Below are 13,770 nucleotides of genomic sequence, written 5' to 3'. Positions count from 1 at the left end.
TCTGCATCACCGAATACCGAACATGAACAGACCCTAGTCCAGCACCGTGCTGAAGCGAAAGTTGTAGTGCCGCAGGGCCGGGTTGGCCACTTTGCTGAACTGCTTGAAACGGATGCTGCTGAAATCATTATCGGCAAAGCGCTGCTGAAAGCGCAGGGCCTGTGTGGCGGAAATGGCGCTGAACACGGCAGCTTGTAGCAGCAGGCCTTCGTCGGCAAAGTCGTGGCCGTGCTGATAGTCGTACAGTAGCACCAGACTCCAGGCTCCGGTCATGAAGTGGCCGGCTGCCAGCGCGCTGAGCCGGCCTTGCTGGCGTTCGTGCATGGCTTGCTGCGAGTTGTTGATGGCGCTGAGCAGCACTTCGCGGCCGGCCTGCTTGCCGCCGCGACGGATGGCTTCTTCCAGGCCAAAGGCCATTTCGTCATTGGCGGCCCACACCAGATTGATCTGCGGATAGCGCTGCAGCAGCCATAGTCCCTGCTGCATGGCACGCTGGCGCTCCCATTCGCCATAGACCAGCTGCGTCAGCCTGGCTTCCGGATGTGCCGCCAGTACGCGCTGGGCAGCGGCGACGCGCTCGGTCGAGGCCGGGGTAGCGTGATCGCCGGCCATCATCAGCACATGCAGTGGTGTCCCGGCGGGAAAGTGCCGGCGGCCCTGTGCCAGCAGCTCTTGCATGGTGAGCGCACCGGCCTTGGCATTGTCCGGAGCCAGCGAGCCCAGCCAGTGCTTCAGTCTTTGCCGTGGCTGACCGCTGTTTTGTAACTGGGTCGGCGTGAGTTGGTTGAAGCTGAGAAAGCAGGGGATGCCGGCCTGATCAGCCAGCGAGAGCATGGCCGGGCCGGTCAGTTTTTCGTTGACCAGCAGCAGGTAGTCCGGTTTGTGCCGGCGCTGGGTGACAGCGCGGGTCAAGTTGACCATCTGCAATGGATCGCGTTCGGCGTATAGCACCTCCAGCTGAATATCCAGTTGCTGTGCAGCCGCCTGCATGGCGCGCGTTGCACTGAGCCAATACGCTTCGTCATGGTGCCCCGGCGAAATGAAAGTGACTGAAAACGCCCATGCCGTGCTGTGCAACATTATTGCAACAGCAAGGAGCAGGCGGTGCAGTCGTTTGATCACGGTCATACCGGGGCCTTTGCTTATTCCTCCAGGATATATCGGATGGCGCAGCGACTCAGGCAGGCATTCCGGCTCACAGACTTCTGAGCTGGCTGAGCGGTAGCGAAGTCGTGCGCTTGATCTCTTTCAGGACAAAGCTGGATTTCACATCTTCCACGCCTTGCTGTTGTAGCAGCTCATCCATGACAAAGCGCGAGAAATGTTCCAGATCTTCAAAATAAACTTGCAGCAGATAGTCCATTTCCCCGGTCATTGCAAAGCAATTGATGACTTCCGGCCAACGCTGGACAGCATCAATGAAACTTTGCACATGAGTATTGCCACGCTTCTCCAGCACGACACGGACGTAGGCTTGCAAACCCAGGCCGATTTTGGCCGGATCGAGCAAGGCGACATATTGGCGGATGACGCCGGACTCCTCCAGTTGCTTGAGACGTCTCAGGCAAGGTGAGGGAGAGAGGGCGACTCTTTCCGCAAGCTCCACATTGGTCAACCTGCCATTGAGCTGCAGCTCCGACAGGATGCGCAAGTCTGTCTTATCTAGCGTAAGACTTGGCATGTAAACTCCTCTGATTTGAATTTTTTGAAATTATATTTCTAGTTATTGTTTGTCTGGGGAATGTTTGCAAGAAAATTGCCAGGCATTTTCCCTAGAATAAATAGCCTAACCCTGACATTTTACACGGTGGCGCGAGATCACTGGATAATGTCGGCAAAGATAGAGGAGAGCCTCGGTGAGACACACACAATCGTGCCGCCGGGGAAAGGCGACCGCGCTGGCTGTCGCACGGCATGGTCCATCCCACCGGTACCCTCTGCCACATCTGGCCTGTTGCGGCTGGTCTGTTGCGTGCGTCGCCGCCCTGCGGTGGCTGCCTGCTGACCTGCCAATACGCTGTCCACCCCTCCGCTTTGTCCATTGTCCCCCGCATTGACTCATGCTGCCGTGCCTGGCCGGTTGTGACCCTTGCCGTATTGCACATCAGTCATGGCGCCCGGCTTGCGATCCAGGTCTGCGCTGCCAATGGATAAAGAGGAGAAATGATGAAAATGGAAGCACTGCTGCAAAACCCGCTGGCGACCGACGGTTTCGAGTTTGTCGAGTACACCGCCCCCACTGCGCAAGGCATTGCCGAGCTGCGCCAGCTGTTCCTGTCGCTGGGCTTTATCGAAGTCGCCCGCCATCGCAGCAAGAATGTCAGCCTGTACCGTCAGGGCGACATCAATTTCATCCTGAATGGCGAACCGTCCCAGCCGGCCAATGAGTTTGGCAAGGTGCACGGCCCATCGGCCTGTGCCATGGCCTGGCGTGTCAAGGACGCCGCCAAAGCCTATGAATATGCGCTGGCCCACGGTGCCAAGCCCTATGTGCGGCCCATCGGCATGATGGAGCTGAATATTCCGGCGGTGGAGGGGATTGGTGGTTCGGCCCTGTACTTTGTCGACCGCTATGGCCCGTCGCACAATATTTATGATGTCGATTTCCTGCCGCTGGACAGTGTGGAGCAGCACCCGGCTGGTGTCGGCCTGTATGAAATCGACCACCTCACCCACAATGTTTTCCGCGGCAATATGGCGAAATGGGCTGGTTTCTACGAAGGCATCGGTAATTTCCGCGAAATCCGCTACTTCGATATCGAAGGCAAGCTGACCGGCCTGGTGTCCAAGGCCATGACCAGCCCCTGCGGCAAGATCCGCATTCCCATCAACGAATCGTCCGACGACAAGAGCCAGATCGAGGAATTCCTGCGCGAATACCATGGCGAAGGCATCCAGCACATCGCGCTGACCACCCGTGACATCTACCAGACGGTGGAAACGCTGAAAGCTGCCGGCACTCGCTTCCTGGATACGCCGGACACCTATTACGACAAGGTGGATAGCCGTGTCGCCGGCCATGGTGAAGACCTGGCCCGCCTGCGCAAGAACAGCATCCTGATCGATGGCGCACCGGTAGAGGGGGCGGGCATCCTGCTGCAGATCTTTACCGAAACCGTCATCGGGCCGATTTTCTTCGAAATCATCCAGCGCAAGGGCAATGAAGGGTTTGGCGAGGGCAACTTCCGCGCTCTGTTTGAATCCATCGAGGAAGACCAGATCCGCCGTGGCGTGCTGAAGGCCGACTGAACCGGACAGTGACTGTGCGGCGCACAGCCTTGTACTGCGCGCCGCCCCGCTAAATCGATAGCCTGCGGCGCTTGTTGCGCCACAGGCCAAGGAATGGCCCATGCGCAAATGGATAAGTTTCCCGCACCGGGAAGGGACAATTTCCCGTCAGGCTCATGCCGATCTGCCGGCCGAGGGCATTTATGAACGTGAAGTCGGGCGTAGCGGCTTTTTCGGCCCGGCTACCCATCTGCATCACAAGCACCCGCCCACCGGCTGGTCGGCCTGGGAAGGGCCGCTCAAGCCACGCGCCTTTGACCTGAACGAACTGCCCAAAGAAACGGCCGCCCCGTGGAGCGCGCCGCTGGTCTTGCATAACAGCCAGTGCCAGTTCCGTATCTGGACTTGCAGCCAGGCGATGACCCAGTTGTTTCGCAATGGCGATGGTGACGACCTGCTGTTTATCCATGCTGGCAGCGGCGAGCTGTTTTGCGACTACGGCCATCTGAGCTATCGCGATGGCGATTACATCCTGATTCCGCGTTCCACCAGCTGGCGCATCGAGCCGGCCGACACCACCACCATGCTGCTGATCGAAGCCAGCAATGGTGCTTACCAGTTGCCGGACAAGGGGCTGGTGGGGCCGCATGCCATTTTCGATGAGGCCATGCTGGATGTGCCGGCCATTGACGATGCCTTCAAGGCGCAGCAGACCGAGGATGAATGGCAGGTGGTGATCAAGCGCCTGAATGCGCTATCCACGGTGACCTACCCGTTCAACCCGCTGGATGCCATCGGCTGGCACGGCAATATTGCCGTGGCCCGCATCAACTGGCGCGACATCCGGCCGCTGATGAGCCATCGCTATCATCTGCCGCCGTCGGCGCACAGCACTTTTGTGGCGGATGGTTTTGTGGTCTGCACCTTTGTGCCGCGTCCCATCGAGTCCGATCCTGGCGCGTTGAAAGTGCCGTTCTATCACAACAACGACGACTACGACGAAGTCATCTTCTATCACGCCGGCGACTTTTTCAGCCGCGACAATATCAAGCCCGGCATGCTCACCTTCCACCCGGCCGGCTTTACCCATGGCCCGCATCCCAAGGCTTTTGCCAAGGCCATGAGCGAGCCCAAGAAATTCACCGACGAAGTGGCGGTGATGATAGACACCCGCAGCGCGCTGGAGCAGGCCCCCGGCCTGCCAGCGGTAGAGTGGGCCGGCTATGTCGATAGCTGGAAGCCCAAAGTCTGAGCCCCTTCATGCGATGACAGGCCGCTGTTAGGCGGCCTGACAACAGAAAGCACACACCAATGAAACTTGCCACCTACCGCAATCACACCCGCGATGGCCAGCTGATGGTCGTCAGTCGCGACCTCGCCCGCGCCATCGCCGTACCGCATATCGCCGCCAGCCTGCAGGCTGCGCTGGATGACTGGAAGCGCTGTGAGCCGGCCTTGCAGGAAGTCTATGCCGCACTGAACCAGGGGCCGGTCAACGGTGCGGTCGCCTTTGACCAGGCCGCCTGCCACAGCCCCTTGCCCCGTGCCTACCAGTGGGCCGATGGCAGCGCCTATCTCAATCACGTGGAGCTGGTGCGCAAGGCGCGTGGCGCCGAAGTGCCGGCCAGTTTTTACCACGACCCGCTGATGTATCAGGGCGGCTCGGATGCCTTCCTGCCGCCGCAGGCGGCTATTCCGCTGGCCGATGTCAGCTGGGGGCTGGATTTCGAGGGCGAAGTGGCGGTGATTACCGATGACGTGCCGCTGGGCGCGACTGCCGCACAGTGTGCCAGCCATATCCGCCTGCTGATGCTGGTGAACGATGTCACCCTGCGCAACCTGATTCCGGCTGAACTGGCCAAGGGCTTTGGCTTCTTCCAGAGCAAGCCGGCCACGGCTTTCTCGCCGGTGGCGGTGACGCCGGACGAGCTGGGCGCGGCCTGGCAGGACAGCAAGGTGCATCTGCCACTACGGGTGGAATACAACGGCGCGCTGTACGGCCAGCCGCAGTGTGGCGTGGAAATGCAGTTCAGCTTTGCCCAGCTGGTGGCGCACGTCGCTAAGACGCGTGAGCTGGTGGCAGGCTCCATTGTCGGTTCCGGCACCATTTCCAATCACGACCGCACCACGGGCAGCTGCTGCCTGGCCGAGCAGCGCATGATCGAGATCATCGAAGCGGGCGGGGCGCGCACGCCCTTCATGCAGGTGGGGGACCATGTGCGTATCGAAATGCTGGATGCCGCAGGCCAATCCATTTTCGGCCGTATCGATCAGAAAGTGATCGCGCATGACTGAGCGTGTGCTGTATGGCTACTACCGCTCCAGCGCGGCCTATCGGGTACGTATTGCGCTTAACCTGAAGGACCTGGCCTATCGCCAGCAGCCGGTCAATCTGCTCAAAGGCGAGCAGCGCGATCCGGCCTATCTGGCGCTTAACCCGCAAGGCCTGGTGCCGGCGCTGCTGGATAATGGCCAGCTGCTGACCCAGTCGCTGGCCATCTGCGAATATCTGGACGAAGCCTATCCGGATACTCTGGCGCTGCTACCTGCCGGGCTGATGGAGCGTGCCCGCGTGCGTGCACTGGCGCTCAGCATCTGCGCCGATATCCACCCGCTGCACAATGCCCGCGTCCTCAAGTATCTGGAGGCCGAACTGGGCCAGGACGAGGCGCAGAAAAACCAATGGATACGCCACTGGATTGCCACTGGTTTTACTGCACTGGAGCAGCAACTAGCCGCACGGCCGGCCAGCTATGCCTGCGCTGAGCAGCCCGGCCTGCTGGATGTCTGCCTGGTGCCACAGGTGTTTGCCGCACGGCGTTTCGGTGTGGATCTGGCAGTTTTCCCGCATATCGTGCGGGTGGATGCCGCCCTGGCTGCCTTGCCTGCCTTTGCTGTGGCTCATCCGGCGCAGCAGGCGGATGCAGTGTAGTGAGCGTGATCCGGCCGGCCCTGAGCCGGCTTTTTTGCGTACAGGGCAGGCAAGGTAAAATCGGCGCTATTTGTGCTGTTTTTGAAAAAAATCTTGACGCAACCAGCCGGATCTGATTAAATGCGTGGCTCTGATGACGCGAAAGCGTAGCAGTGATGGCCAGTTAGCTCAGTTGGTAGAGCAGCGGATTGAAAATCCGCGTGTCCGTGGTTCGATTCCGCGACTGGCCACCAACATCACCGCAGCTGTCAGACGGCCAGTTAGCTCAGTTGGTAGAGCAGCGGATTGAAAATCCGCGTGTCCGTGGTTCGATTCCGCGACTGGCCACCAGAATACAAAAAAAGCCAAGCTTACCGCTTGGCTTTTTTGCATTGGTACGGCGCGCTTGGTGTAGTCCTGCGGCTACATGGTGGCAGGTGTAAAATGGCGAGCTCCCACTACAAGCGGAGTTTTGCCGTGTACCGTTTCATCGCCTCCGACCTGGACGGCACCCTGCTGGATGAACACCACGCCGTCAACGTGCTCACCGCGCAAACCCTGCAACAGCTGGAGGCACAAGGCCTGCGTTTTGCCCTGGCCACTGGCCGCCATTATCTGGATGTGAAGGGCATACGCGATGCGCTGGGGATTTCCGCCTATCTGATCAGCTCCAACGGTGCCCGCGTGCATGATGCGCAAAACCGGCTGATCCACAGCGCCAACCTCGACCCCGCCATCGTCCGTCGCATTGCTCAGCCGGAATTTGCCGCCGGCACCATACTCAATTTCTATCTGGACGATGCCTGGCTGATTGATCAGCCCTACCAGTATCTGCTCGACCTGCATGCCGATTCCGGCCTGCATTACCAGATCGAGGTGCTGCATCAGCATGATGGGGCCGGTGTCGGCAAGGTGCTGTATATCGCCGACCACGCCCATTTGCTGACGGTGGAGGCCAAGTTGCATGCTGCGCTGGGGGATTCGGCCTACATCACCTTCTCGGCCGACAACTGTCTGGAAGTGATGGCCCCGGGCGTGTCCAAAGGCCATGCCTTGCGGCTGGTGCTGGACGAACTGGGTATCAGCCCGGCCGACTGTCTGGCGTTTGGCGATGGGCAGAACGATATCGAGCTGCTGCAGACGGCCGGTCATCCACGGGTGATGGCCAATGCCCACCCGCGGCTGGCCTCGCAGCTGCCGCAGGCGGCCACGGTGGCCAGCAATGTCGAATCCGGCGTTGCGCTGCATCTGCGCCAGCTGTTCGCCTTGTAAGCGTTCACTTTCTGCGCCATCGGCGCAGCATGAAAAAGGGCTGCCACTGGCAGCCCTTTTGTGTTGCAGATAAGCGAATCAGCCTTGCAGCGCCTGCGCCAGTACGGTGGCCTGGTCGCCAACCACCAGATGCCATACGCCCGGCTGGGTCTGCACGCAGGCCACCACGCCGGCTTGCTGTGCCGCTGCCTGATCAAAGGCTGCAGCCTGTTTCAGCTCGACACGCAGGCGGGTGTGGGCGATGGCTTCCACCTTTTGCACATTGCCACGGCCACCCAGTGCGGCCAGCACGGCTGCCGCAGTGGCGGCCACTTGCGGATCGGCGGCCACGGTGGCCGGCGCAGCAGCTGCGCTGACAGCTGCGGCAGGGCTGGCACTGGTTGTGGCGGCCGGCAGTTCGGCATCGTCACCAGCGGTTTTCAGGTAAATCTCCATATCGGTTTTCAGGTTTTCCGATTGCGGTCCGAAAATGGCCTGAATGCCGCTACCCACCTGCACCACACCGGATGCGCCCATGGACTTGAGTTTGGCCTGGTCCACCTGCGCCGGGTTCTTCACTGCAATGCGCAGACGGGTGATGCAGGCGTCCAGATTGGTGATGTTGCTGCGCCCCCCAAAGGCCAGCACCAGTGCGCGTGCACGCTGGTCTTCGCTGACGGCGGCCTGTGCTTCGCCGCTCTCATCTTCGCGACCTGGGGTTTTCAGGTTGAACTTGAGGATGACGAAGCGGAACACGCTGTAATAGATGACGGCGTAGATCGGGCCGAGGATGAACACATACCAGGCGTGATGCGACTTGTTGCCGATCAGGTTGAACATCAGGAAGTCGATGCCACCTTGCGAGAAGGTAAAGCCCATGTGCATGTCCAGCGTATTGGCGACGAACTGCGCCGATGCCGCCAGGCAGGCATGGATGAAATACAGCACCGGAGCCACGAACAGGAAGGCAAATTCGATGGGTTCGGTAATACCGGTCAGGAAAGAGGTGAGGGCGGCGGAAACCATGATGCCGCCTACTTTTACCCGGTTTTCCGGCTTGGCCGTGTGCCAGATGGCAATGGCAGCAGCCGGCAGGCCGAACATCTTGAACAGGAAGGCGCCAGACAGCACGCCTGCGGTCGGGTCACCGGCAAAGAAGCGGTTGATGTCGCCGTGGATGTGCTTGCCGCTGGCATCGACGAAGTCGCCCATTTCAAAGAAGAAGGGCACGTTCCAGATGTGGTGCAGGCCAAACGGAATCAGCAGACGCTCGACGAAACCATAGACGGTGGCAGCCGTGCGCGGATCGCTGACGGCGGCCCACTGCGAGAAGCTCTTGATCGCGCCGCCAATGGGAGGCCAGACAAAGGACAGCGCCGCACCCAGCACGATGGCCGCCACGGCAGTGACGATGGGCACAAAGCGCTTGCCGGCAAAAAAGCCCAGATACTGTGGCAGATTGATCCGGTAGTACTTGTTGAACATATAGGCAGCCAGACCACCGGCCAGAATGCCGCCGAACACGCCGGTCTGGATGGAGGGCATGCCCATGATGGTGTCGGGTTTCACGCCCATCAGCCCGGCCATTACCCCCAGCGTGGTGGTCATCACCAGGAAGCCGATGGTGGCAGCAATGGCGGCCACGCCGTCATTTTCGGTAAAGCCCAGTGCCACACCCACGGCAAAGATCAGTGGCAGATTACCGAAGATGACGTCGCCGGCGTTTTTCATCAGCGACAGGATGGCCAGCAGCACGGTGCTCTGGGTGTGGAAATCGGTGGCGCCAATACCCAGCAGCAGGCCTGCCACCGGCAATACGGCTACCGGTAGCATCAGCGCTTTGCCGATTTTCTGCAGAAAAGCAAAGGATTGATCAAACATGATAGTGATTCCTGCGTAATGCCCCCAGCCGCCGGGCGGCGGGAGCCAGCACCGTCCGGACAAGCCGGACGGCAGGTTTCATTGCGCTTAACGCGCCTGTTGCACCAGATGGCTGCGCACTTCTGCCACGGTGGAGAGCGCCAGCACCTGTTGTGCCAGTGCACGGCATTCGTCCATGCTCCAGCGCGCCAGCGTGGCCTTGACCGTCGCCACTGACGGCGTGCTGACCGACAGCTCAGACACGCCGAGGCCTACCAGTACCGGTGCGGCACGTTCATCCGAGGCCAGGCCACCGCAGACGCCCACCCACTTGCCGTGGGCGCGCGCGCCGTCGCAAGTCATGGCAATCATGGCCAGCACGCCCGGATGCAGCGCGTCGGCCTGTTTGGCCAGTTGCGGGTGGCCACGGTCCATCGCCAGTACGTACTGGGTGAGGTCGTTGGTGCCGATGGAGAAGAAGTCCACTTCCGGCGCAAAGCGCCCAGCCAGAATGGCGGCAGACGGTACTTCCACCATGATGCCCACCTTGACGTTGGTGTGACCGCTGGCGGCTTGTTCTTCCGCCAGAATCGCCTTGGCGGCGCGCAGCTCGTCCAGCGACGCCACCATGGGGAACATGATGTGCAGGCGGGTCAGCGGCGCGGCTTGCAGAATGGCACGCAGCTGGGTGCGCAGCAGATCGGGGCGATCCAGGCTGACACGGATGCCGCGCAGGCCGAGGAAGGGGTTGTCTTCCTTGGGCAGTGGCAGATAGGACAGCGGCTTGTCGCCACCCACGTCCAGCGTGCGCACCACCAGCGGGCGCTCACTGCCCAGTTCGCGCGCCACCGCGCAGTACTCGGCAGCCTGCTCAGCTTCCGATGGTGCGGTGTCGCGGTTGTCGAACAGGAATTCCGAGCGCAGCAGGCCGACGCCTTCGGCACCGGCCTTGACGGCTTCGCGCGCATCAGCGGCGTTGCGGATATTGGCGACGACTTCGATACGGCTGCCATCGCTGGTTTGACCCGGTTGCTGCGACATGGCCTGTTCGGCGGCGCGACGCTCGGCCAGACGGGCGATGGCGGCTTCGGCTTCCGCTTTTTCGGCTGCCGTAGGGGCAATATTCAGAGTGCCGGCGCTGCCGTCCAGAATCACCTCACGGCCATCTTGCAGTGCCAGCGCGGCCTGGGAAATACCGCAGATGGCAGGAATGCCCAGCGAACGGGCCAGAATGGCCACATGGCTGGTTGCTCCGCCAGTACGGGTGCAGAAGCCCAGTACTTTGCTTGGGTCCAGCGCGGCGGTGTCGGACGGGGCCAGGTCTTCGGCAATCAGGATGGAGCCAGCGGGAACATCCAGCTCGCTCTGTTTCACGCCGGCCAGCAAGGCCAGCACGCGGCGGCCCACGTCGCGGATGTCGTTGGCGCGTTCACGCAGCAGGGCATTGTCCTGTGCTTCCAGACGGGCGGAATAGGCGCTGAATGCCGCGCGCCAGGCCCAGGCGGCGGACTTGCCATCGGCCAGGCTGGTGTAGGTCAGGGCCAGCAGGTCCGGGTCTTGCAGCAGCTCCTGGTGCATGGACAGGATGGCGCGCTTGGCCTGGTCTTGCAGCTGCGACTTGATGGCCTCGATCTGCTCGGCGGCCTCTTCGGTGGCGCGGGTGAAGTTTTGCTGTTCCACCACGCCGGCGGCACCGGCTTCGACCACGTCGAATTCCTGCAGGCGATGGTGGAAGATGCGGCCAATGGCGATGCCGGGCGAGGCACCCACGCCAGCCAGCACGCCGGCGCTGTCCTGCTGCACCGGCTGGGTGGCTACCGTGGCGCTGGCTGCCGGGGCTTCGTCCAGGCTTTCGCCGCAACGGTCCAGCAGCAGCTGCGACAGTTCGGCAATGGCGGCGGCGGCATCGCTGCCGGTGGCCACGACCTGTACCTGATCACCGTTTACCGTAGCCAGGCCCATGATGCCGACCACCGATTTGGCATTGGCTCGCTTGTCGCCCAGTTGCAGCTGGATGTCTGCGGCAAAGCGCTTGGCCGCGCTGGCGAATACCGCAGCCGGGCGGGCATGCAGGCCGGCCGGGTTGCTGATGGTAATGCTGTCGGAACTGAGGGTTTCACCTTCGGCCTGCTGGGCTGCTTCGGCTGCGCCTTGCAGCTCCAGCGTCATGATGATGCTTTTGCCGGCCTCGACCAGACCGCTGGCACAGGTGAGTTTTTCTACCACTTCGCCATTGGTGATGATGATCTGGGTGAGCAGGCTTTGCGCGCGGCGGGCAACCAGGTCCAGATTGAAATCAATCAGCGGCTGTCCCGCCTTGACCTGCTGGCCTTGTTCCACCAGCGGTACAAAGCCTTCTCCCTTGAGCATGACCGTGTCGATGCCGATATGGACCAGCACCTCGACGCCGTTGTCCGAGGTAATGGTCAGGGCGTGGTGAGCGGAGTGGATATTGCTGACAGTGCCGCTGACCGGGGCCAGCAGCGAGCAGGAAGTCGGGTCCAGGGAAATGCCGTCACCCACCATTTTTCCGGCGAATACCGGATCGGGGACGGTGTCCAGGGCAACCAGCCACCCGGAAAGGGGGGCCAGAATGTCCAGTCGTGGCGCGGGAGAGCCCATGTGAAACTCCTCAGGAGTTGATTGCAACAGTTATTTTATTACGAGCGATTGTTGGGGCAGGATTAAGCCGCAACTTAGCGTCAAAGGCAAGTGCCTATTCAGCCCGTAGTACGCAAGAATATTGTTATTGCAGGAATAAACCTGTTTTTTCGCAGTGTTGTGTAGGTAGATTGCAACGTTGTTATCATGCCAATATTGTAATTTAGCTACAGTCTTAATGTGAAAGTGGCTTGATGGCCGTCAACAAAATCATCTGCTGTTGCTGCAGCTTTGCCACAGTGTGGCGGGCAGGCGGGGGAGTGCTGTTCGCCCAGAGCACAGCCACTCCAGCATAGCCGGATGCGGAGTGGCGGCAAGGCTTCATGGTCTGGGATAAGGACAAGTAAAAAGGGGCGATGCGCCGTGTCTGGCGCATCGCCCCCTGTTTGTTGGCGGATGGATCAGGCTTGTTGCTGGCCGGCCGGTTTGTCGCCCAGCAGGAACAGGGCCAGCGAGCTGGTGATCAGGAAAGCAGAGTATTCCCAGCCGCCGCCCTGGTTGGTGAACATCCAGCCATTGGCACCGTGTACCAAAACGATGGTACCGGCCAGCAGCGGCACCAGTGCCAGTGCGATCCAGCGAGCCTTGAAGCCGACAATCAGCAGCAGGCCGCCTGCCAGTTCAGCCGCCATCGACAGGTAGCCAACGAAGCCGGGCAGGCCCAGGCTGGAGAAAAACTGGGCGGTGCCGGCCGGGCCGAACACGAACAGCTTGGTGGCACCATGTGCCAGATACATCAGGCCCAGCGAAACGCGCAGGATGAGGGCGGACAAAGCGGGAGAGGTGGTATGCATGGTAAGGCTCCTGTAAGGGTGCGCCGCTGGCCATCATTGGCTGGGCGTGTGCTGTGGGAGTATTTGACCATGGGCGTTCGATTGAATAAATATGCTATAAATGAAGATATTGTTTACTGGTGAGAAATTATATGGACAGGTTTTCTGAAATCCGCGCCTTTGTCACCGTCGCCGAACAAGGCAGCTTTGCCGCTGCGGCAGACCGGCTCGACCTGTCGCGCGCCATGGTGACCAAGCTGGTGTCGGCACTGGAAACACGGCTGGGCGTGCGGCTGATGCATCGCACCACGCGCCGGCTGTCACTGACCGAAGCGGGCGAAACCTATCTGGCACAGGGCGGGGCGCTGCTGGCCGAGCTGGAGGATCTGGATGCACTGCTGTCGCAAGGGGCCAGCAAGGCCAGCGGCCGGTTACGGGTAACCGCACCGGTGTCGTTCGGCATGCGCTTTCTGGGTAGTGCCATTGCCGGTTTCCAGCGCCAGCATCCGCAGGTGGAAGTGGAGCTGTCGCTGAACGACCGCAAGGTCGACCTGGTGGAAGAGGGCTTTGACCTGGCCATTCGTGTGTCCAATCTGGCGGATTCCTCGCTGATTGCGCGGCCGCTGGCCAAAGTGCGCGACCGGCTGTGCGCAGCGCCCGACTATCTATTGCGGCGCGGGGTGCCGCAGCACCCGGACGAGCTGGCCGGGCACGATTGCCTGCTGTACACCCTGACCAGCCAGCCCACGCTGTGGGAGTACCAAGCGCCGGATGGCAGCAGCGGCCGGGTCAAGGTGAAGGGCGGTTTGCGCGCCAATAATGGCGACATCCTCACCAATGCCGCCATTCAGGGCATGGGCATCATCCGTCAGCCGGAATTCCTGTTGCAGCAGGCGCTGGCCGATGGGCGGCTGCAAGTCATCCTGCCGGACTACCAATGGGTGTGTCTGGATGTGTCGGCGGTGTATCCGGTACGCCGGCATGTGCCGGGCAAGGTGCGGGTATTCGTCGATCATCTGGTGGAATTTTTTGCAGAGCAAAAAAATAGCCCGTCAGGTGACGGGCTGTAAGACTGACTGAAAGGGG

Annotated in this window: 11 protein-coding genes and 2 tRNA genes; 8 read left to right on the top strand and 5 right to left on the bottom strand. The window is 61.0% G+C overall.

What is annotated here, in order from left to right; genetic code table 11:
• Positions 1–33: 33 nt before the first annotated feature.
• Entirely contained in the window at positions 34–1,080 is a 1,047-nt protein-coding gene (locus FAZ30_RS02365) for an ABC transporter substrate-binding protein (RefSeq protein WP_158613555.1), read from the bottom strand.
• A gap of 115 nt (positions 1,081–1,195) precedes the next feature.
• A complete protein-coding gene (locus FAZ30_RS02360) occupies positions 1,196–1,681 on the bottom strand; it encodes an Lrp/AsnC family transcriptional regulator (RefSeq protein WP_089085887.1) in 486 nt (161 codons plus the stop codon).
• 485 nt (positions 1,682–2,166) lie between these two features.
• Here FAZ30_RS02360 and hppD point away from each other — a divergent pair, with 485 nt between their 5' ends.
• From hppD to FAZ30_RS02325, 7 genes are all read left to right on the top strand, one after another.
• Positions 2,167–3,249 (top strand): 4-hydroxyphenylpyruvate dioxygenase, encoded by a 1,083-nt coding sequence (gene hppD / locus FAZ30_RS02355; RefSeq protein ID WP_137010171.1) that lies wholly within the window; start codon positions 2,167–2,169, stop codon positions 3,247–3,249.
• A 100-nt stretch (positions 3,250–3,349) separates the two neighbouring features.
• Complete coding sequence (locus FAZ30_RS02350) at positions 3,350–4,480, top strand: homogentisate 1,2-dioxygenase (RefSeq protein WP_137008582.1); 1,131 nt, start codon at positions 3,350–3,352, stop codon at positions 4,478–4,480.
• Positions 4,481–4,539: 59 nt separating this feature from the next.
• Complete coding sequence (locus FAZ30_RS02345; protein WP_137008580.1) at positions 4,540–5,523, top strand: fumarylacetoacetate hydrolase family protein; 984 nt, start codon at positions 4,540–4,542, stop codon at positions 5,521–5,523.
• Entirely contained in the window at positions 5,516–6,160 is a 645-nt protein-coding gene (gene maiA, locus FAZ30_RS02340; protein ID WP_137008578.1) for a maleylacetoacetate isomerase, read from the top strand. Before FAZ30_RS02345 ends, maiA begins: the two co-directional genes overlap by 8 nt.
• Positions 6,161–6,317: 157 nt before the next feature.
• Positions 6,318–6,393, top strand: a tRNA-Phe gene (locus FAZ30_RS02335).
• Positions 6,394–6,414: 21 nt separating this feature from the next.
• Positions 6,415–6,490, top strand: a tRNA-Phe gene (locus tag FAZ30_RS02330).
• A gap of 126 nt (positions 6,491–6,616) precedes the next feature.
• Positions 6,617–7,411, top strand: coding sequence for a Cof-type HAD-IIB family hydrolase (locus FAZ30_RS02325; RefSeq protein WP_137008576.1), 795 nt, complete (start codon positions 6,617–6,619; stop codon positions 7,409–7,411).
• Positions 7,412–7,489: 78 nt separating this feature from the next.
• Here the strand turns inward: FAZ30_RS02325 and ptsG are convergent, their stop codons facing one another.
• The 3 genes from ptsG to FAZ30_RS02310 form a co-directional block, all read right to left on the bottom strand.
• On the bottom strand, positions 7,490–9,271 hold the full coding sequence (ptsG, locus tag FAZ30_RS02320; protein ID WP_137008574.1) for a PTS glucose transporter subunit IIBC: 1,782 nt from the start codon (positions 9,269–9,271) through the stop codon (positions 7,490–7,492).
• 87 nt (positions 9,272–9,358) lie between these two features.
• On the bottom strand, positions 9,359–11,872 hold the full coding sequence (gene ptsP, locus FAZ30_RS02315; RefSeq protein WP_137008572.1) for a phosphoenolpyruvate--protein phosphotransferase: 2,514 nt from the start codon (positions 11,870–11,872) through the stop codon (positions 9,359–9,361).
• 440 nt (positions 11,873–12,312) lie between these two features.
• Positions 12,313–12,705 (bottom strand): DoxX family protein, encoded by a 393-nt coding sequence (locus FAZ30_RS02310; RefSeq protein WP_137008570.1) that lies wholly within the window; start codon positions 12,703–12,705, stop codon positions 12,313–12,315.
• Between the two features lie 131 nt (positions 12,706–12,836).
• On the opposite strand from FAZ30_RS02310, the gene FAZ30_RS02305 reads away from it, so the two are divergent.
• Complete coding sequence (locus FAZ30_RS02305) at positions 12,837–13,754, top strand: LysR family transcriptional regulator (protein ID WP_137008568.1); 918 nt, start codon at positions 12,837–12,839, stop codon at positions 13,752–13,754.
• The last annotated feature ends 16 nt before the right edge of the window (positions 13,755–13,770 follow it).

It is taken from the genome of Aquitalea aquatilis (genome assembly GCF_005155025.1).
GTDB lineage: Bacteria > Pseudomonadota > Gammaproteobacteria > Burkholderiales > Chromobacteriaceae > Aquitalea > Aquitalea aquatilis.
Note: the sequence above shows the minus strand (reverse complement) of the source record. Positions and strands in the feature narration are given on the sequence as shown.